The organism is Sorangium sp. So ce834 (genome assembly GCF_051521425.1).
In the GTDB taxonomy this organism is placed as follows: Bacteria; Myxococcota_A; Polyangia; order Polyangiales; family Polyangiaceae; genus Sorangium; species Sorangium cellulosum_D.
The window spans coordinates 6,707,948-6,730,778 of sequence record NZ_CP150351.1 but is presented as its reverse complement, the minus strand read 5'-3'; the positions used below and the strand labels follow the sequence as shown (position 1 = coordinate 6,730,778).

Sequence of the window (22,831 nt, the reverse complement as noted above, 5' to 3'; positions counted from 1 at the left end):
AGGGTTATCATGAACAGCCACAGTGAAGCCGCGGTCGGTCAGCAGCAATCGAGTGTAGCACGTGGAGAGCTGAGAGGCTTCCTCCTCTCGGGGGTCCAGGAGATCCTGTCGCACAAGCTCGGTCGAGATTCGTTGAGCATCGGCGCAGACACGACTTTCCTGGAGCTCGGCGTCGACTCGTCGCTCAGCGTCGACTTCCTGGCGGCGCTCAATGAGAGGTTCGGTCTCTCGCTCGGCGTGGAGGCGATCTTCGACTACATACGAGTGATGGATTTCGTCGAGCACGTCGTCGACTCGTGCGGCGACGTGCTCGGCCTGCGCCAACGCGCCGGCGGCCAGGGTGCGTCAGGGCGGAAGGCGAGCGCGCTGGAGAGGGCGATCCACGACGCGCCGCCCGCGTCCCAGGGCATCGAGGGCGTGAAGGCACCTGGCCTGGCGCGCGATGCCGAGGACGCGGCCGCGGGGGAGGCGGTCGACGATCTCGCGATCGTTGGCCTGAGCGTGAGGTTTCCCGGGTCAGAGGGCGCGAACGAGTTCTGGAGCAACCTGTACGGCGGCCGCTGCTGCGTCCGCGAGGTCGCGGACGCGGAGCATCGCGCCCAGGATCTGGCCCGCGGCGCTGCCTCATTCCCGAAGGCGATGGCGCTCCTCGAGGGGATCGATCTCTTCGACGCCGAGTTCTTCGGCATTTCGCCGGACGAGGCGTCGGCCATGGATCCTCAGCAGAGGATCGTGCTGGAGGAGGCGTGGCGCACGATCGAGGACGCCGGCTACGCGCCCGAAGCGCTCGCCGGTCGCTCCGGCGGGGTCTTCATAGGGGTGATGGGACAGGATTACAGCGAGCTGCAGGGGCCGGAGGCGACCGAGCGCAGCCTGGTCGGAAACGCGGCGTCGTTCATCGCTGGAAGGGTCGCCGACTTCCTCGACCTCAAGGGAACCAGCCTATCGATCGACGCGGCGTGCTCGTCGACGCTCGTCGCGCTCCACCAGGCATGCTCCGCTGTCAGGAGCGGAGATCTCGATTTCGCCCTCGTCGGCGGGGTCTCGCTCTGCCTGACCGAGCGGTCTTATCTCGCCATGCAGCGAGCTGCCATGCTGTCCGCCTCGGGGCAGTGCCGTCCGTTCGACGACCGCGCTGACGGGTTCGTCCCGGGGGAAGGCGCCGGGATGATCATGGTGAAGCGGCTCACCGCGGCGATCGCGGACCGGGACAACATCTACGCCGTGATCAAAGGAATTGGAGTTGGCCAGACAGGGCGCACGAACGGGGTCACGGCGCCCAGCTCGCGCTCGCAGGCGGCCCTCCAGAAGCGGGTACACGAGGCGGCGAGGATCGACCCTGCGACCATCTCCTACGTCGAAGCTCATGGCAGCGGGACGAGGATCGGCGACGCCATCGAGCTGGCGGCGCTCACGGAGACGTTCCGTGGCGATACGAAGGGATCTGGCTCCTGTGCGATCGGCTCAGTGAAGGCGAACATCGGGCACCTGTCCGGTGCGGCGGGGATGGCGTCCCTGGCTAAGGTCCTGCTGTGCATGAGGAGAGCGAGCCTCGTCCCGAGCCTCAACTTTTCCCGGCTCAACGGGCTCATCGACCTGGAGAGCGGTCCGTTCTACGTGAACACGAGCGCGAGAGAGTGGTCGACGACGAACGGCGTGCCGCGGAGAGCTGCAATCAACTCGTTCGGCTTCAGCGGCACGAATTGCTACGCGGTGCTCGAGGAGTATTCGCCGACGCGAGAGAGCGCACAGCATCAGCCTGCGGGCAACCACATCATCACTGTGTCGGCAAGGAGCGAGCCAGCGCTTCACCGAGCGCTGGCCCGGCTCCGGGACTGGTTGAGGATTGCGCCCGCGCACGTCTGCCTGGCAGACGTTGCGTACACGCTGAACTGCGGGCGCAAGCACTTCCCATGTCGCCGAAGCTTTGTGGCCGATGGAGCCGTCGACCTCCTGACCCAAGTCGACTCGGCTCTGGCGCAGGGTCATGACGATCGCGGGCCGGCAGCGGGCGCGATGCCAACGCCGAGCGAGCGTCACGCAGCCATGGACGAAGCCGCGCGGCGGATCCTGGAGGACCTCGCGGCGGCCGGGGGCGCTGCCAGCGCGTCCAAGCAGAAGCTCGTGGCGCTCGCGGAGGCCTACGACGCCGGGGCGAGCGTCGACTGGCATCGCCTCTATCGAGATCAGAAGGTAAAGAAAGTATCTCTTCCCACATATCCGTTCATCCGGTCACGCTTCTGGCACGGGCGCGCCGCATGGCCAGAGATCAGGGCCGCTTTGCGCGCCGAGGCTGGCGATGGCCGAGGTGGCTGCGGGGGCGAGCTCGTCGAGACGCACGCCGCCTTCATGGAGCTCGAGCGTCACGCTCGTGACCTCCTGCTCTGGTCCTTTCAGCAGAAGCGCCTATTGCTAAAAGCAGGCGAGCGCCACACGAAGGCGGAGCTGCAGCGCGTGTTGCGCATTCGTGCGGGCTATGAGCGGCTATATGAGGCGCTTCTGGAGATCCTGCTGCGAGAGCGGTGGATCAGCCTGAGCCAGGACGAGATCGTGGCCACGGCGGCCGTGGAGGACACTGCGCTGAGACGACGGTTGCGCGACGTCTCCGTGGCAGCGCCTGAGCTGCTGCGATCGAGCCCGGGTACCGCCCCTTACGTCGCCCTGCTGCGCGGTTGCCTGGGTAGGCTCTGGGAGATCATGTCAGGTGAGGACGACGTTATGAGCGTCTTGTTCCCGGACGGGTCTCTGGCGCTCCTCACAGCGGCATACGCGGCTAACCGACTCGCCATCTACTCCAATGAACAGCTCGCCGAGGAGGTGGGCGCGGCGGTAGAAGAGCGTTTGCTGTCGCGCCCCGGTACGCAGAAGCTCCGGATCCTCGAGATTGGCGCAGGGACCGGGGCCACATCGCGACACGTCCTCGATAGGTTGGCGCGTCATCGGGATTCGGTCGAATTTTGGTACACTGACGTCTCACCCTTCTTCACACGGCAGGGGGCTGGCGCCTTCGGGGATCAGTTTCAGTTCGTGACCTTCAGGGAGCTCGATATCGAGAGGGACATCGCCGCACAAGGGCTCGATCGGCATTACTTCGATATCGTGATCGCGACGAACGTCTTGCACGCCACGGCGCTGATCCACCGCACGCTCGACCAGGTCCATGAGCTGCTGAAGCCCGGCGGCTTGCTCGCCCTCTGTGAGCTCACGAAGCGCGCCGACTTCTTGACCTTGATCTTCGGCTTGACGAGCGGCTGGTGGTCGTTCGAGGACGGTGAGCACAGGATCGAGCATAGCCCCCTCCTTGAAGCAGCTTCCTGGGCAGCGATCCTGCGTGAGTGCGGATTTGGGCGGGTCACGGAGCTCGGCCGTCCGCCGGGTGACGGCGAGCGCGTGTTCTCGCAGACCGTCATGCTAGCGAGCGCGACCGTGATCCAGGACAGGCGGGGAGCACCGGCGGAGTTGACCGCGAGGTCGAGGGCGGAGCCGGAGGGAGCGCGTCGATGGCCGGCCGCGGCCGGAGACCTGTACGATGCCGTGGTGGAGCGAATCGTATCGCATGTCGCGAGCGCGACGATGGTGCCGAGAGAGCGCATCGATCCGCAGAGGAGGTTCGCGGACTACGGTCTGAAGTCCAAGACGGGCATCCTCATGGTAGAGAGGCTCGCGAGGGAGCTTCAGGTTCCGCTCAAAGCGATCGATCTGTTCAACTATCCCGCGATCGGCGACCTGGCTCGCTACATCAGCTCGGAGCACAGCGACAGGATTCTTGCGCGTGGCGCCCTGCCGGAGTCCGCCGGCCACTCCGCCTCCACGCTGGGGGCGGCCGTGCGGGCCGCTCGCGCCGACCCGAGAGACGCGAACCCGGGCTCGCGCGACGCGCGAGGGGCCCTGGACATGGCCGTGATAGGCATGTCAGGCAGGTTCCCCGGGGCGAACAACGTACGAGAGCTCTGGAGCAACCTCGCGGCTGGGCGCAGCTGTATCACCACGTTCCCAGACGCCCGGCGCTACAAGAGCAGCCTCTGCGTCGGTGATGGCGAGGGCGGAGTCCCGGACCGTGGTGGATACCTGGACGACGTGAGCCTCTTTGATCCCTTGTTCTTTCATATGTCCGGGGTCGAGGCCGAGCTGACGGACCCTCAGCACAGGCTATTCCTGGAAGAGTGCTGGAAAGCGATCGAAGATGCTGGGTACAATCCGCGCGATTTCTCCGAGCGGAAGCTCGGCGTCTTTGTCGGTGCAGGTGCGGGAGACTACCGAGAGCGGCTGCGGGAAAATGGGCTCCACAGCGAGTCCCATGCGCTCGTCGGCAATGAAGCGTCGATCCTGGCGTCTAGGATCGCATATTTCCTGAACGCGAAGGGGCCGTGCCTGGCCGTCGATACGGCCTGTTCGTCGTCGCTGGTCGCGGTCCACCTGGCCTGCCAGAGCCTGGCTTCGGGCGAGAGCGAGGTTGCCATCGCAGGCGGTGCGTTCATCATGACGACGCTGAGCTACCATGCCAGCTGGGCGAAGGCTGGCATGCTCGCGCGCGACGGCCGGTGCAAGGCGTTCGACGACAGCGCGGACGGGTTCGTCCCGGGCGAGGCGGTAGCGGCGATCGTCCTGAAGCCCCTGGCCAGGGCGGTGGATGACGGGGACTTCATCTACGGGGTGATCAAGGCGTCGGGAGTGAACCAGGACGGCAAGACCAACGGCATCACTGCGCCGAGCGGGCTGTCGCAGGCAGCGCTGATCAACGATGTTTACGAGCGAGCGTCGATCGCCGCTGACAGCATCAACTACATCGAGGCACATGGCACCGGAACGAGGCTCGGCGACCCGATCGAGGTGGACGCTCTCTCGAGTGTCTTCCGGAAGCAAACGTCGGAGAGCCGGTACTGCGGCATCGGATCCGTGAAGACCAATGTGGGGCATACGATATTCGCAGCGGGCCTCGTGGGCGTCATCAAGGTCTTGCTGGCGCTCAGGCACGGCAAGATCCCCCCGAGCCTCAATATTGCACGAGAAAACACGGAGATCGACTTCGCACAGTCTCCGTTCTACGTGGCTCGTGAACTGTCGGATTGGGCCCCGCGCGGTGGCTCCCCGAGACGGGCGGCTGTTAGCTCGTTCGGTATCAGCGGTACCAACGCTCATCTCGTCGTGGAGGAGGCGCCGCCGGCGGCGGCCACGAGCGCCGGCGAACGCCGTGGCTGGTTTCTCGTCGCGCTCTCAGGGAAGACCGATGACGCTCTCCGGGCGCGGCGCGACGAGCTGGTCGCGTGGCTGGACGAGAACGGCCGGATCGCCGGCATCGAGGACGTGAGCTATACATTGAACGTAGGCCGCAGCCACTTCTCGAGGCGCGAGGCATACGTCGCGGTCAGCCTCGAGGATCTCGCTGAGCAGCTCCGGTCCGCGTCCAGGCTGCCGGAGCGCGGCCCAGGTCGCGGCGAAGCGCCCGGCCGGGGCCACGAGCGAGAACGAGAGCTCGACGAGAGGGCCGCGGGCATCGTCGATGAGCTGAGGCGAATGGACCCCGGAGCGGCGGACGCGCGCAAAGAGCAGCTGTCGGCGCTCGCCGAGCTCTATGTCACAGGCGCCTCGATCTCATGGCAGGCTCTCTATGCTGGTGGCCCGCACCGGAGGCTACAGCTGCCCGGATACCCATTCGCTCGGGAGAGCTACTGGGTTCCTGAGCGGCGGAACGTAAATACTGCTGACCGCAATCCGGCAGTGTGGCCCGAGCTGGCTGCGCCGGCGGGGGACGAACGAACCCGCCCGCGGCCGCCAAGGAGGAACAGCTTCGAGGTCGGAGGCATGGGCGCGGCACAGACGAAGTACTACAGGCCCGTATGGATCGAGGCGCCTGTTTCAGATCGGGACCTCGAGCTGGGTCTAGGGTCGGTCGTGATCTTCGATCGCACCCGCGCGCGATTCGATCTGCTGAAGAAGCAGCTGCGCGGGCAGGAGCGGGTCAAAGTCATCTGGATACGCCCGGGCGAACGATTTCGCGATCTTGGAGATGGCGTTTACGAAGTCAACCCGCGAGAAGGCCAAGATTTCGAAGTGCTTCTCCGTGCTCTGTCGGTAGATGTCCCATCCGTGCACACGGTATTGCATTGCTGGAACACGGACGTCCAGTCGACGAGCTGGGAGCGCGTTGAGGACCCGCTTGCCATAGCCAAGGCGGTGGACGAGGAGCTGGAGACCGGCGCTTACACGATACTCCGTCTGACGAGGGCCCTGCTGGCTCAGAAACGGCGTGGCAAGACGCACATCATCAGCCTGTACCAGTGCGATAATGCATCCTCCCGGCCGCACGAAGCGGCCATGGCGGCGTTCGCCAAGAGCCTGCGTGTGGAGGAAAGCTTGATGACTCACAAGGTCGTTGCCATTGAGCGCGACGGTGAGGACAGCGCTGACAGGGACGTTCGCGTGCTCCTGAGCGAGATCGGCGCCGGTGATGAGACAGATGTCATCTACCGAAGGGGCTCGCGGTGGACGCGCAGCTTCGAGGAGATCGATCGCGCTTTCGTCGCTGGCCGCGCCGCGGCTGACGGCATCCGGCTGAAGAGGGGCGGAGTCTGTATAATCACGGGTGGAGCGGGTGAGCTCGGCCTGCTCGTGGGCGAATACCTGATGAGGAGGTTCGAGGCGCGTCTCGTCCTGGTCGGACGCTCGCATGTCTCGCAGCTGTCGCTCGATAAGCGGAGGAGGCTGAGCGAGCTCGATAGACTGGGAACTGTGGTCTACCAGAGGGCAGACGTGAGGCGGCTCGACGAGCTGTGCGGGGTCGTCGAGGAGGCTCGCCGTCGCTTTGGTCATGTCGACGGCGTCATCCATGCAGCAGGGGTTCTGCGCGACGGCCTCGTCGCAATGAAGCAGGACGACGTGTTCAAAGAGGTGGTCGAGACGAAGCTGAAGGGAGCGCTGTTCCTGGATGCCCTCACGGCGAGGGACGAGCTCGATGTGTTCATCATGTTCTCATCGCTGGCGTCGATCGTCGGAAACGAGGGGCAGAGCGATCACGGCGTCGCGAACGCCTTCCTGGATCGATTTGCCGAGCTGAGGGCGGATCTCGTCCGAGCTCGGCACAGATTCGGTCAGACCTTGTCCGCGAGCTGGCCTCTGTGGGCCGAGGGCGGGACTGTCCTATCCGCGGAGCAGCTGAAGTTCCTCTTCACGCAGATGGGCATGGTCCCCATGCCCAGTCAGGACGGCCTTGGTGCGTTGGCGGACGTCCTCCGCCTCGGCCGCGAGTCCGTCGCTGTGTTTCACGGTGATGCGGCCCCGTTTGAACGCCTCCTTCGATCCACGGACGCCGCATGTCCCCCGAGAGCCGCTGGGGCAGACAATGGAGATAAAATGCTGGAGAGCACCATTGATTACGTCAAGAAGCTCATCTGCGGGGAGCTCCGGCTGCCGCCGCAGACCGTGAGCCACCGCGAGGTTCTCGAGACCTACGGCGTGGACTCCCTCGTCATCAGGAAGCTGACCGCAGCTCTCGAGAAGGCTTTCGGGCCGCTGCCGAAGAGCTTGCTGTTCGAATACAAGACAATTGAGGATCTGTCGGCGTATCTCGTGACGAATTGCGAATCGGAGCTGAAGCGGCTGTTGTTGATCCAGGAGCCGGCTGTAGCGAGGACGCCCGACCATAAGCCCGAGCGGACGAGCGAGGCTTCAGCTATGGCGCAAGATCCAGGGCGGAGCGTCGCGCCGTCCGTCCTCTGTCCGAAGCTTCATAGCGATGGGAGCGGCGCGAACGAGGGCGCTCGATATCCGATCGCGATCGTCGGTATCAGCGGCCGGTTCCCGATGGCCGATAACCTCGACGCCTTCTGGAAGAATCTGGCGGAAGGCAAGGACTGCGTCACCAGGGTTCCCAGGGAGCGCTGGGACAGCGAGCAGGTCTACGATGCCACGGGTGCCCGCGACGACAGGACCGACTGTAACTTCGGCGGCTTTCTGGACGGCTACGACGAGTTCGATCCTCTGCTGTTCAACGTATCGCCATCCGAGGCGCGGACGATGGATCCACAGGAGCGCCTGCTACTGCAGGCGGTCTGGTCAGCGCTCGAGGATGCCGGCTACACGAGGGAGCGGCTGAATCTCAAGGTCAAGAGCCATGGACACAAGGGCGTTGGCACCTACATCGGAGTCACATCGGGGACGTACCAGCTGGTCGGCCTCGACGCGTGGCGTAGCCAATCTGGCGGCATGGTGCTCCCCGAGGGAGCGTACTGGACCGTAGCGAACCGCGTGTCGTATACGCTCGGATTCACGGGGCCGAGCATGCCCGTGGACACGGCGTGCTCGTCGTCCCTCGTGGCGATGCACCTCGCCTGCGAGGCGATTCGCAGCGGTGAGTGTGGCGCGGCCGTGGTGGGAGGTGTGAACCTCTATTTACATCCATATCGGTACGTCGTGCTGAGCCAGCGGCGGTTGCTCTCGAGGAGCGGCCGGTGCTGTAGCTTCGGCGACGGGGCTGACGGCTTCGTCCCCGGTGAGGCTGTCGGAGCGGTATTGCTCAAACCGCTGCGCGACGCGATCGCGGACGGCGATCACATCTATGGCGTCGTCAAGGCGACGGCGGTCGGTTACGCTGGCAGGACGAACGGGTACGCCGCGCCGGACCCGCAGGCGTATGCGAGGGTGGCGAGCGAGGCAATCGCGAGGGCCGGTATAGACCCGAGGACCATCAGCTATATCGAGGCCCAGGCCGTAGGGTCCGATCTGGGCGATTCGATAGAGGTCGCAGGTCTGACCGCGGCGTTCCGGCGTTCCACGGATGACGTCGGCTTCTGCGCGATCGGGTCGCTCAAGCCGAACATCGGACACGCTGAGTCCGCGGCGGACATCGCGAAGCTCGCAAAGGTGCTGCTGCAACTGAAGCACGGCACCCTTGCGCCGACCATCGTGCCGCCGAACTTGAGCTCGTCTATCGACTTTGCAACTACGCCGTTCGTCGTTCAGGGCAAGCTGAGCCCATGGTCCAGCTCGGGCGTCGATGCGGAGAGGACCGCGCCTCGACATCCGAGGAGGGCGGCGATAAGCTCGCTTGGAGGAGGCGGCGCGCTGGCGCACCTCATCGTCGAGGAGTGGGTCGGTGAGGACGAGCCCGGCTCACGCGGTGAGCGAGCGCCTGCAGGCGCGCAGCTGATCGTCCTCTCTGCACGGACTCCAGAGGCGCTCAGGCAGGCAGCCGAGAACCTCGCCGCGTTTCTGGAGGAGGACCTCCCTCGCGAGAGGGACGGGGGCGACGGCGCCACGCTGCGCGACATCTCCTACACCTTGATGGTGGGGCGCGAGGCGATGAGCGAGCGCCTGGCCGTCGTCGCGAGCACCAAGAGAGAGCTCGCCGACTCGCTGCGCGCCTTCCTCCACGGATCGAGCGACAGGTCGAATTACGTCCGCGGCAAGGCCGATGCGAGGATCCGGAACGGTGAGCCGCCGGTGCGCCCGAGCGGGGACCTGAGGCCGCTCGCGGCGTGGTGGTGTCTCGGCGGGGAGGTGGAATGGGACGCGATGATCAGCGGTGGCAACGTCAAGCGGATATCGCTGCCCACGTACCCGTTCGCGAAGGAGCGCTACTGGCTCGTCGATCGGGTCGGAGAGCATGACCGGGGCCTCCCGCTGGCAGGCGGCTCGGAGGTCGTGGCCGATTACTACAATACGGCGACGCACATCTTTCGAGCTCAGGACCGCTATCTGAGATACATCACCCTAGCTCCGCTCCCGGCGGTCATCGATGACTTCTCCTGGCTCGTGACGTTCTCTCGGCCTGAGTCGCGGCCCGAGTACCTGAAGATGGTCGTCGAAAAACAGGAGGAGCTGAGGCGAACTCTGTTCTGGAACGTCGACTTCAGCAAGGTGCATTCGTTCCTCGACATCGGTTGCGGCCTCGGCACAGATCTGGTGGAAATCGCCGAGAGCTATGTTCATGTGCGAGGCGATGGTTATACGATCGCTCGAAGGCAGTTCGATTTTGCCAGTCAGGACATAAGGGATCGTGGGTTGTCGGATCGTGTCCATGTTCATCTCCGCGACAGCTCCCAAGATCCGTTTCCGGGGCAGTATGATCTGATATACGGAATCGAGGTCTGCCATCATGTCAAGAACAAGGAAGGGCTCTACTCGAACATCGCGAGTCACCTGAGGCTGGGCGGCCTTCTGAACCTGGCGGACACCATCGCGCGCACGTCAGGGGATATCAATAGCGAGGAGGTTGGCTCCTATTCACCCACGGAAATCCGGTATAGTCGGCTCCTGGCGACGAACGCGCTCGAGGTCATCGAGTGCATCGACGTGAGCGAGGAGATCGCCAACTTCCTGGAGGACGCCAGGTTCGAGGAGAACCTGGCGCTCCTCGGCGCCGATCACACTCATCGCGGCTCGGCCGGCGCTGCGGAGCACCGTGCATGGAACAACTACGGGAAGGCGCTGCGGATGGGCCTGGTCGCGTATGTGCTGCTCAGCGCGCGAAAGGTGGATCCGAGGTCCAATCTCGATGCGGTCTACGAGAGAAATCTCCGCAAAATCCAGGCGCCCCGTCGCTATGCGGATACCCCGAAAGGCGCGCCGTACCTGCGATCGACCTCGGCGCCCCGCACGGCAGCCGATCTGCCGGACTCCGCCGGTCGTCCGAATGGGGCCGACCAGCGGCCGCATCAGCACGCCGCGCCTCATGGAGAGGCCGCGGAGCGCCGAGGCGATCAGCGGCGGGAGGGCGGCGACGAACGGTCGAACCAGCGGGCGCGCTGCGAGCGTCTGGAGCAGCGGATCAGCAGCATCGTGTCGGAGGTGCTCGAGCTACGCATCCAGGAGATCGAGCCCGAGGCGCGGTTCGCCGACTATGGCGTTGATTCACTGCGCGGCCTCCGCCTCGTAGAGGTGGTGAACCGGAGATTCGGTCTGCACCTGCCGATGGAGGTCATCTTCGACCACTCCAGCATCAGAGACCTGTCTGCGTACCTCCTGTCTCAGCACCAGATAGAGATGTCCGACGTCCGGCAGGAGGGGCCGGCGCCGTCAGAGCGAGCGCGAGCCGGGGCAAGCTCGCACGGGGTGGGCGAGGCAAAGCAGCCCACCGCGGCGGCGCATGCAGCGCCGCCGCGCGCCGAAGGCGCCCAGGCTGGCGCGTCGGGCGGAGTCGCGGTGATCGGGATCGCGTGCCGGTTTCCTGGGGCTCGGAGCAGGAGCGAGTTCTGGACGAACCTGACCGCCGGCGTCGATGCTGCCAGGGAGGTCCCCGCGGACCGCTGGGACCCGGACAGCATCTATGATCCGGATCCCAATGCGCCCGGGAAGAGCTACAGCAAGTGGGGGTGCTTTCTGGACGGTGCGTTCGAGTTCGACTCCCTCTTCTTCAACATCTCGCCGAAAGAAGCGACGCTCATGGACCCCCAACAAAGACTGCTGCTCCAGCAGTGCTGGCACGCGCTCGAGGACGCCGGATACAGCGGCGAGTCGACCAGGGGGCTCAAGTGCGGGGTCTTCGTCGGCGTGGCCGGCAATCCGTATCATCCCCTGTCCGAGTCAAACGAGAGCGCGCTGAGCGATGGCCACGAGCTGCTGGGTCACTCTCCAGCGATCCTGGCGTCCAGGATCTCGTACTTCCTGGACCTCAAGGGGCCGGCGATCGCGGTGGATACGGCGTGCTCTTCATCGCTGGTCGCCCTCCACCTGGCTCAGGAACAGATCCGCTCTGGCCAGATGAAGATGGCGCTCGTCGGGGGCGTCACGCTCTACCTTGACCCTCGGACCTTCATCTCCTTGAGCAAGCTCGGGCTGCTGTCTTCGACCGGCAAGTGCAGGCCCTTCGACGAGCAGGCCGATGGCGTCGTGGTAGGCGAAGGGGTCGGCGTGATCTTGATCAAGGACCTGGCGCAAGCGCTGGCTGACGGTGACTCGATCTATGGAGTGATCAAGGGCTCCGCGATCAACCAGGACGGCAGGACGAACGGCATCACTGCGCCGAGTAAGGCGTCCCAGGTCGAGCTGGAGCTGGAGACCTACCGCGCCTGCGGCATCTCTCCCGAGACCATCAGCTACGTCGAGGCGCATGGAACCGGGACCCGGCTCGGGGATCCAATCGAGGTCAACGCCCTGATCGACTCGTTTCGCTCGTTCACCGACAAGAGGCAATTCTGCGCGCTCGGCTCGGTGAAGGGGAACATCGGCCATACCACGGCCGCCGCGGGCATGGCTGGGCTGATCAAGATCCTCTCGTCGTTCGAGCACCGACAGATCCCTCCGAGCCTCAACTTTGATTCATTGAACCGCCACATTGATCTCGCCGCGAGCCCGTTCTTCGTCAACACGGAGCTGCGAGACTGGATCGCTCCGGCAGGCTCGCCGCGGCGGGCCGCCTTGAGCTCCTTCGGATGGAGCGGAACGAACGCACATGTGGTGGTCGAGGAGGTCCCTACGCGCGCCGCGGCGGTGCGGCGCCGCGATGTTGGGCGCTTCCTGATCGTCGTGTCGGGGAAGACCAAGACGGCGGCGCTCTGCAGGATCGCCGAGCTCAAGGGCTGGCTCACGAAGGGGGACCCAGGCGTCGATCTGGGCGATGTTGCGTACACCCTCAGCGTCGGGCGGAGCCATTTCCGTTATAGGGTCGGCATCGTAGTGAAGGACATCGACGAGCTGGCGTCGAAGGTGTCGGAGCTCCGCGCGGGCCAGGTCCCTGGCGGCTGCGTCACCAACCTCGACTCGGAGAGCCAACGAGGTGCGGATCCAGAGCTCAGGCAGCTCGCTCATCAGATGATTGCAGACCTGGCCGCGGCCGGAGCGACCTCGCAGCCGAACTACGCCGACCGCCTGCTCGCCCTGGCCGACCTGTACGTGAAGGGCTACGAGATCGACTGGCTTTCACTGTACGCAGGGCGAGGCTATCGCAGGGTTCACCTCCCCGGCTACCCGTTCGCGAGAGACGTCTATCACATCCCGACGGACGGCAGGGCCGTCAAGGAGGCCGGCTTCGATCCTCATCGTCTCGACCAGATGATCGATGAGGCCACCGTCCGGCGACGGGAGCTGATCCTCAAAAAGAAGATCGGTGCGCAGGACTCGTTGGCCCGGGACCACGTCGTGAGCGGCAGGATGGTACTGCCGATCTCGGTCGGCTGGTCGATGGCGATGGCCGCGGATCGACGGGAGCGGCCTGGTGTGCGAGGAGGCGTGGGGCGCCTGCGCGGCGTCACGTTCTTGGCGCCGCTCGTGGTCGAGAGGGACGGCGTCGAGGTGGAGATGAGCATCGACGCCGTCGACGGCTGGTCACGCTACGAGATCAGGGGCACGTCTGGAGTGGCGCCGGTCGTGCATTCGCGAGGTGAGCTGTACCTGGGTGGAGGCGAGCAAGAGGTACACGCGGACACTGTGGATCTGAACGGGCTGCTCTCCGAGTCTGGAACCATGCTGCGCGCGAGCGATGCCTACGCGGCGTTCGAGGGGATGGGCCTGACGTACGGAGGCTCCTATCGGCTCGTCGAGTGGGTCAGGTTGTACGAGTGGGGCGCCCTCGGGCGACTCGCGACCGAGCACGACGCGCGGCGAGGGAGCGGGAGTTCGGCGCTCGAATCCAGGATCGTGGACGCGGCGCTTCAGGTCGCGATGCTGATGAGGCGTGACACCGGGCACGAACAGCACCTGATCCAGCCGTTCTCGGTCGACGGCGTGGAGATCAGCGCGAGCTTGCAGGCCGCGCGCTACGTCTGCGCCAGGATCGTGAGCGACGATGGGCGCGGGTTCAAGGTCGACGTGATCGCCGTCGACGAGTCCGGCAAGGCGCTGTTGCGGGTGTCAGGGCTCCGGGCGCTGAAGGTCGGCGCCGCCGAACGCGGCGACCCGCGCACCAACGGCATGAGAGCGAGGAGCGCGACAGGGGCGCGGTCCGAGGCTCGATCGAGCGCCCCGTCGTCGCCGCCGCCCGCGGAACCGGCGGCGCGCGCGACGCACGACGCAGAGGACGAGCAGCTCGCGGCCCCTCCTCGTCGGGATCCAGACGTCGGCGCAGCGCCGACGCCCGAGGCCGCGTCCCGCGCGCGGATGCTCGTCTTGGTCCAAGATGAGATCCGCAAGCACCTCGGAGACTGCATCGGCGTCGATCCGCTGCAACTGCACCTCGATGAGGCGTTCTCGGACTATGGAGTTGACTCGATCGTCGCGATGGACCTCGTCAAGCGGATCAATGACGCCATGGGCATCCAGCTCAAAGTGACCTCTATCTTCGATTATTCCGAGATTGGCGATCTGGCGAGGCATATCCTGGCGTCCTACGAGGTGGAGCTCTCCCGCGGCCTCGGGAGGGGCGGGGCCACCGAGGGGCGAGCGGCAGGGAGCGCGTCGAGGTCGGGCCGGGCTGCCCCGCTCGACCAAGGGCGCACGGAGAGCGGCGCCGAGCTGACGCCGCGCGACGCGACCGGCTCCTGCGCGCTCAAGAGGTCGAGCTCGCCCGACGCAGATCTGCTGAGCCTGCTCGATCGCGTTGAGTCGAGGGAGCTGAGCGTCGACGACGCGATAGCGCGATTGGAGTTGCTGAGCTGACGGCCAACGGGTCCAGGCACGCTGAGCGGCGATCCAGTCGGCTCGTGGGCCTGGGGTCGGACCGGCTGAGAGAGCGATTTCGGTTGTCAACCGGGGCGGACCGGGCCGAGGAGAAATGAGATCATGAGGAACGTCATCGCCGAGCAAGCGCGCAGGGAGACACTCGAGAAGCTGGCGAGGCGTGAGATCGACGCCGCGCAGGCGCTGTCGATGCTCCAGGCGTTGCGGCGAGGAGAGCAAGGGACGGGCGCCCATGAAGCATCGGGCATCCCCGGGGATCGTATCGCCATCATCGGCATGTCGAGCAGGTTTCCAGGGGCGAATGACTACAACGAGTTCTGGCAGAACCTCGCCCAGGGACGGAGCTCCATCGGGGAGGTGCCAGCGGACCGCTGGCGTGTAGATGAACACTTCGGTGACCATGTCGATGAGGCGAAGCGGGTCCGCAGCAAGTGGGGTGGATTCTTGTCGGATGTCGACAAGTTTGACCCGCTGTTCTTCAGAATGTCCGGCAGAGAGGCGGAGCGCAGCGACCCGCAGCACAGGCTCTTCCTCGAGGAGTGCTGGAAGGCCATCGAGGACGCGGGTTACAATCCAGAGGTCCTCTCGGCGAGGAGGGTCGGAGTCTTCGCTGGAGCGAATTCGGGTGATTATATACATAGAATCCTGGAGAGTGAGCTCGGACTGGATGCATTGAGCTCGGTCGGGAATACCGCGTCTCTGCTGTCTTCGCGTATCGCCTACTACCTGAACCTGAAGGGCCCGAGCGTCACGGTCGATACCGCGTGCTCCTCATCCCTCGTCGCCGTCCACCTCGGTTGCCAGAGCATCCTCACGGGCGAAAACGAGCTCGTCCTTGCGGGAGGAGTTTTTGTCAGCACGACGGCGCTATTCTACATCATGTGTAGCAGGACGGGGATGCTGTCTCCCAAGGGGCGCTGCAGTGCCTTTGACGCAAGCGCCGACGGATTCGTGCTCGGCGAAGGCGTGGGCGTGGTCCTGCTCAAGCGGCTCGATGCCGCTGTGCGAGACGGGGATCACATCTATGGCGTCATCAGAGCTTCCGGGATAAACCAGGACGGGAAGACGAACGGGATCACCGCGCCATGCACCCTTTCGCAGACCGAGCTGGAGCTGGACGTCTACCGGAAGGCAGGCATCAGCGCGGCCGACATCACCTATGTCGAGGCTCACGGTACGGGGACGAAGCTCGGCGATCCCATCGAGATCGAGGCGCTCACGAACGCGTTCCGCGCGCACACCGACAAGGTCTCGTACTGTGCCGTCGGATCCGTGAAGACGAACGTGGGACACGGTGCGTTCTCCGCTGGAATGGCCGGCCTCGTCAAGGTTCTCCTGTGCCTGAAGCATAAGCAGCTCGTGCCGAGCCTGAATTTTCACGTTCTCAATCCGCATATTGGGCTCGAACATAGCCCGTTTTTCGTGAACACGGAGCTCAGGGCGTGGGAGACAGCCGGCAGGCGACCCCGCCTCGCGGCCTTGAGCTCTTTCGGATGGAGCGGCACGAACGCCCACCTCGTCGTGGAAGAGTGGCCGGACTCGGGTGTCCCCGCAGCAGTAGCGGAGGCTCCAGCGCCGTGCTTGATCGTCGTGTCTGCTGCGAGCAGATCGGCCTTGATGAGCCGCTGCCGCGACCTCGCGAAACACTGCCGAGGGGACGGGGCCCGGCTCTCGCTCAGAGATGTCGCGTACACGCTCGCCGTCGGGCGTGCTCATCACGCATGGCGGGTCGCTCTTGTCGTGACGACACGAGAGGAGCTGATCGATGAGCTGGAGGGCATTCTGAGGGCAGACGGTCGAACGTCGCCCGGGAGGATCTCGGCGGACGCATCGCCTGCGGCGGTGTCGTCGGCCAGCGAGCTCATACGAGCGCTGAAGCAGGGCGCGACCGCCGCGCCGGAGCTCCGCGATCGGTTGCTGCGGCTCGCCGAGCTGTACACCTCGGGGTGCAGCGTTGAGTGGAGCGCGCTCTACCGAGGAGAGGCGCGGCGACGCGTGCCGCTGCCGGCGTATCCGTTCGCGAGGGAGAGCTACTGGCTGCCGGTCGCCGGAGGTGGCCGCCGGACGGATGCAGCGGTCGAGACGACCTCGGGGAGGCACGCGCTGCTCGAGAGAACCGCCGTGAACGAGCGCGGGGGGGAGTTCAGCGCGGTCCTGCTGCCGAGCACCGATCTGGTGCGGGACCATGTGGTCTCGGGCCAGCGTCTGCTTCCAGCGGCGGGGGCCATCGAGATGGTGGTGGCCGCCGCTGCACCCGTCAGGAGGAGCGCCCCGGGCTATAAAATCAGGCGCGTCACGTGGCTCGTCCCGATGGCGGTCGGCGAAGCTGGCCTGAAGATACGAGGCACGATCTCCGCGGCGTCGGAGGGCTATCGTTACGAGCTCTCCAGCGAGAGCAACGGTGAGCGCGCCGTACACTCGCGCGGAGAGCTGTGCGTATCCGGGATGAACGGCGCGGGGGCGCACGAGCGAGTGAACCTGTCGGAGGTGCGCTCGCGGTGTCAGAGGAGCCTTTCAAAGGTCGATATTTACGCCGCGTACAGGAGCCGTGGCGTCGAGTACGGCGCGCAGCTACAGGTCCTGGACGCCGTCTGGGTGGGCGATGGCGAGGCCCTGGGGAGGCTCGCGCCGGTGGAGCCGACCGCTGCCGGGTACCACCTGGATCCTCGGATGGTGGACGGGGCGTTGCAAACCGCGGGCATGAGCGTGGATTGGGGGGAGGACGGGAGGGTGATGGTGCCGTTCTCCGCCGAGGAGGTGGAGATCGCGGCGCCGCTGGAGGCGAGCGCGTACGTCTACGTGCAATGCCGAGAAGGCAGCCGAGAGAGTCAGACGGCGCGCTTCGACGTCACGGTCCTCGACGAAGAAGGGGGCGCGCTCCTGAAGATCAATGATGTGTGTGCAAGGGCGCTCTCCACCGGGCGCAGCCACCGGGAATCCTCGGAGGCGAAGCCGGAGAGGCGACTGATGGACGAGCTGACGTACTATCGCCCTGTATGGCGGAAGGCCGCGCTGCGGGGCGGCCAGCAGGATGGATCGAGCGACGGCAGCGTGCTCGTCTGCCATCATGGCTTCGACCTGGGGCTCCCCGCTCGGCTGGCGGAGCGCCATCGCGGAGCGGAGTGCGTCCGTGTTCTTCTGGGCAAATCGTTCAGAGAGCTCGCCGGGCAGGGGTTCGAGATCGACCACAGGGCGAGGATCGACTACGAAGGGCTGCTCGCGAGGCTGGGGCGGATCTCGACGATCTACTTCCTCGGTGGACTCCAGGACGCGTCCGCTTCCCCGATGAGCCTGGAAGCTCTGGAGTCGATGCAGCAGCTCGGCGTCATGTCTCTGCTCCGCCTCACGCAGGCGTTGGGCGGAAGGGGTGAGATGGGCCGGGGGTTGTCCTTGAAGGTCGTCACGAACGACGTGTACCGTGTCGTATCGTCCGACGAGGCGCAGCCCATCCAGAGCTCCGTGCTCGCTCTGGCCAGGGTTGTCTCGCGCGAGTACCCGAGGGCCCGCGTGAGCGCGATCGACCTGTGCGCCCGCGAGCTCGAGGGCACGTCGCCAACCAAGGGCGAGCTCGTGCGCTGGCTGTCCGACGAGCGACCGGAGGCGCCGGCCTCGCTGGTCGCCTATAGGCGGGGACGTCGCTACCGGCAAGGGATCGAGCGCATCGAGATCCGACCGACCAGGCTCGAGGATGTGCCGCTGCGACATCGCGGGGTTTACGTGATCATCGGCGGTGCCGGGGGGATCGGGCGGGTCGTGAGCCAGTACCTCGCAGAGACGGTTCGGGCCCGCGTGGCGATCATCGGCAGGAGCGAGCTCGACCGCGAGAGGCAGGAGCAGCTCGATCGCATCGTGCAAGCAGGGGGCGAGGCGATGTACCTGCAGGCGGACGCGACCGAGCTCCGCTCCATGGACGCCGCAGTCGCCGAGGTGAAGGAGCGATGGGGGAGCATGCACGGAGTGATCTACTCTGCGCTCGTGCTCCGGGACAGCTCGATCGCGCGGATGGAGGAGTCGTCGTTCCGAGCTGCGTTGGATCCGAAGGTGAAGGCCAGCGTCATCTTGGGACGGCTGCTGCAACATGAGCCTCTGGACTGGTTGACCTTCTTCTCGTCCGGGAACTCGCTCACCTGCAGCGCTGGGCAGTCCAATTACGTAGCTGGTTGTGCGTTTCAGGACGCCTTTGCCGAGCACTTGAGAGACCTGGTGCGGTGGCCGGTGAAGGTAATCAACTGGGGCTACTGGGGGCAGGTCGGCGTCGTTGCGTCGGCCAGGTACGCGAAGGAGATGACGAGGATGGGCGTCGGCTCGATCTCCTGCGAGGAGGGGCTGGACGCCCTCGGCCGCGTCCTCCATGGCCGGGTCAATCAGGTGATGCCGATCAAGGCTGCAGCAAGCCTCCTTGAGAGCCTTGGCGTGAATCTCGCGGAGACGGCGCTTTGCTTGCCGGAGTCGGCGTCGGTCATCGGCGACGTGGTCGGGCGGCTCCGGGCTCACGTGAGCTCGTTGATGGGCGGGGCGGACGGGCGCCTGGAAGGGCTCGAGGAGGTGGAGGCGTGGGGGCGCGACACCCTCTTGGTCGCGCTCCAGGGGATGGGAGCCTTGAAGAGGGCGCATGAGGTATATGACGAGCGGGATTTTGCGCGGAAGATCGGCGCCGTCGAGCCTCACGAGAAGCTCTGTGGCGTGCTGTGCGCCATGCTGGAGCGGCACGGCGTGATCTCGCGGGTGGACGGACAGATCAGGTCGTCGGCCATCCTCGACGACGAGACGTTCGTGCGACGGCTTCACAGCCTGCCAGAGAGACGCAGGCAGCTCGAGGAGAGATATCGCGAGCTGGTGCCTCATCTGGCGCTCCTCTCGAGCTGCCTGAGCTCCTATGGCGACGTCCTGCGAGGAGAGAAGCCGCCCACCGATGTTCTTTTCCCGGGCTCGTCATTGCATCTGGTGGAGAGCGTGTACAAGGGTAATCGACGCGCAGATTACTTCAACGATCTCACCGCAGAGGCCGTCGAACAGCTCATGCGGGCGAAGCTGAGCAAGGGGGAGCCGGCCCGCGGGGAGCGGATCAAGATCCTCGAGATTGGCTCCGGGACCGGCGGGACGAGCGCACCGGTCCTGAAGAAGCTGGCGCGATACCGCGAGCTCGTCCAGTACTACTACACGGATATTTCCCTGGCTTTCACGAGGCACGGAGAGCGCGTTTATGGACGTCTTTACGACTTCGTGAAGTTCAAGACCCTGAACATCGAGAAGGACATCGAAGCGCAGGGCTACGCCGTGGGCGAGTTCGACGTCATCGTCGCCGCGAACGTGATCCACGCCACGCAGCGGATGGATGCCACGCTGGAACGGGTGAAGAAGCTCATGAAGGCGAACGGCGTGCTCGTGCTGAACGAAGGGACGCTGGAGCAGGACTTCGCTACGCTCACGTTCGGCCTGACGCCGGGGTGGTGGGCCTACGAAGACGCGGAGGAACGGTCGGGATCCGGGCCGCTGATCACCGTCGAAAAGTGGCGACGGCTGCTCGAGGAAGGAGGCTTTCGGCGGTTCGCCGCGTTCGGTACGCCGAGCGCGAGGGGCGAACAGGAGGACGCGCAGCACGTGATGCTGGCCGAGAGCGACGGCGTCGTGATCCGCCGCGCGTCGAGCGGCGGAGACAGCGCATCGGCGGGGCAGGGCGGCGCGGAGCGACGCCCCTCCGGCGAGGGCGCCGCGCCGGCGCCTGCGCAGCCGCCGGACGCGAGCGCTGCGTCGAGGCCGAGCCCGCCGCGAGCTGCGGAGCCGGAGCGCCGGCCGACCTCGGCGGCGGCTGCACCCGTGGCTCTGGAGCCAGGGACCGGCTCACCCCGAGGGCGGGAGCTCCACGACGCCGCGCGCCGGTACCTTCAGCGGGTCTTCTCCGAGGTGCTCCGGGTGCAGTACTCGGACATTGACCCAGAGCAGCCCTTCGAGAGGTACGGTGTCGACTCGCTCGTGGCGATGTCGGTTGTCGAGCGCTTGCAGGCGGACTTCGGCCCCCTGCCTGCGACAGTCCTGTTCGAGTTCCTGTCGCTCGACGCGCTCGCTGATTACCTGATCCAGACTCGTCGAGAGAACCTCGTCGCCTGCCTGGGGGCGAGCGGGCTGCCACCCGCCGCCGCGGCGTCGGAGGAATCAGGTAGCCGGGAGGTCAGGCCTGGTCGCTCGCCCGCCAGCGCCGTGGAGGGCGGGCGTAGGCTCGTGTCGGACCCGGCTCGTCAGGACATCGCCGTCGTCGGGATGGCTTGCCGCTACCCCGGAGCCGAGGATCACGAGGAGTTCTGGAGGAACATCAGAGGGGGAAGGGACTGCATCACGGACGTGCCCCCGCGGCGCAGGCCGCTCGGGTTCGGAGGCGCGGAGCGCGGGGAGTGGGGCGGCTTCATCGACGGCATCGACTCGTTCGACCCCACATTCTTCAACATCTCGCCCCTCGAAGCGGAGCTGATGGATCCCCAGGAGCGCATTTTTCTGGAGACGGCGTGGCGGACGATCGAGGATGCAGGGTACAGCAGGAGGAGCCTGGTCGCCGCGGGGGATGATATCGGCGTGTTCGTCGGCGTCATGTACGGCGAATACCAGTGCCTCGGGGCCAAAGAGTGGGCGCGCGGCAACGAGGTCGAGGCGAGATCGGCCTACTGGTCGATCGCGAACCGCGTCTCGTATCACTTCGGCTTTCAGGGGCCGAGCATGGCCGTCGACACGGCTTGCTCCTCGTCGCTGACGGCGATCCATCTGGCCTGCGAGAGCATCAGAAGGGGCGAGTGCGTCGCGGCGGTCGCGGGCGGGATTAACCTGATCATGCAATCCGAGCACTACGAGTTCCTTCGGCGAGCGCAGATGCTGGCGCCCGACGGACGGTGCCGGTCGTTCGGCGAGCATGCTCAGGGGCTCGTGCCGGGCGAAGGGGTCGGAGCCGTACTGCTCAGGCCGCTGGACCTCGCGCGCCAGCACGGCGATCACATCTATGGCGTGATCAGGGGCACCGCGGTCAACCACGGCGGCAAGACGAGCGGGTACACGGTGCCCAACCCGAACGCTCACGCACGGCTGATCTCGAAGGCGTTGAGGTCGGCAGGCGTGCATCCCAGAACGATCACGTATCTGGAGGCGCACGGAACGGGGACGGCGCTCGGAGATCCCATCGAGATCGCGGGGCTGTCGAAGGCGTTTGCACAGCTCACGCTGGAGCGTCAATTTTGCGCGATCGGCTCTGTGAAGTCCAACATCGGGCACCTCGAGGCCGCCGCTGGCATCGCGGGCGTGTCGAAAATCTTGATGCAGATGAAGTACGGCGAGCTGGCTCCCTCGTTGCATGCAGGACGGGGCAACGCCGGGATCGATTTCTCCAGCACTCCCTTCAAGCTCCAGCGCGAGCTGGGGGAGTGGCAGAGGCCACGCGCGCAGGTCGATGGTCGGGAGGAGGTCCATGCTCGGCGGGCTGGAATCAGCTCCTTCGGCGCCGGTGGCGCGAACGCCCACGCGATCCTGGAGGAGTACGACGACGAGGATCCGGTGGATGACTCGATCCGGGAGCGCTGCGATCCGGAGCTCGTCATCCTGTCCGCGCGCACCAGGCCGGCGCTCCAAACGAGAGCAGCGCAGCTCAAGGACTACCTGGAGCGCCACGCGGACGCCGCGGGTGCGGGGCAGCCGCCGGGGAGGAGGCCCGCGAGGCTTCGGGACGTGGCTCATACCCTGCGCGTTGGAAGGGAGGCCATGGAGTTTCGCCTGGCCGTCGTCGCGCGCGACAAGGCGGACCTGCTTCGCAAGCTGATCGGATATCTGGGCGGCATCGATGAAAACTCCGGCATCTACTATGGACAAGCTCAGGCGAGGAATCGGCGCGGCACGCGCGACGCCGAGGATCGGCCGAGCTTGGCCCGCCACCTGCTCGACGAGGGGAGGCTCGAGGAGCTGGCCAAGCTCTGGGTCAGTGGGATCGAGCTCGACTGGGACGCCGTGTATCCGAGGGGCAATAGGCGGCGGGTTTCCCTGCCCGCCTACCCGTTCGCTGGAAAGTGCTACTGGATCCAAGCCCGAGGTGAGGGCGCTCCGCGTGGTCTAAAGGCGCGCGACGGACAGCGGCGGAGCGAGCCGCCGTGCGGCACCGAAGCGAGGGGTGGGGCCGGGGACGGTGACGGAGCGTTGGAAGAAGTCCTCAGCAGGCTCGCCGAAGGCGAGCTGACCATGGACGAGGTGGCTCGTCGGCTGCAGGTCGAGGCGTGACGTCCTGTCGGTGGCTCAGCGGAAAGATCATCCT

Annotated in this window: 2 protein-coding genes; both read left to right on the top strand. The window is 65.9% G+C overall.

Annotated elements, in window-relative coordinates; translation table 11 throughout:
• The first annotated feature begins 9 nt into the window (after positions 1-9).
• The gene (locus tag WMF20_RS24165) at positions 10-14,529 is read left to right on the top strand and encodes an SDR family NAD(P)-dependent oxidoreductase (RefSeq protein WP_437616960.1); all 14,520 of its coding nucleotides are present in this window, start codon (positions 10-12) and stop codon (positions 14,527-14,529) included.
• A gap of 123 nt (positions 14,530-14,652) precedes the next feature.
• Entirely contained in the window at positions 14,653-22,797 is an 8,145-nt protein-coding gene (locus WMF20_RS24160) for an SDR family NAD(P)-dependent oxidoreductase (protein ID WP_437616959.1), read from the top strand.
• Positions 22,798-22,831: the final 34 nt, after the last annotated feature.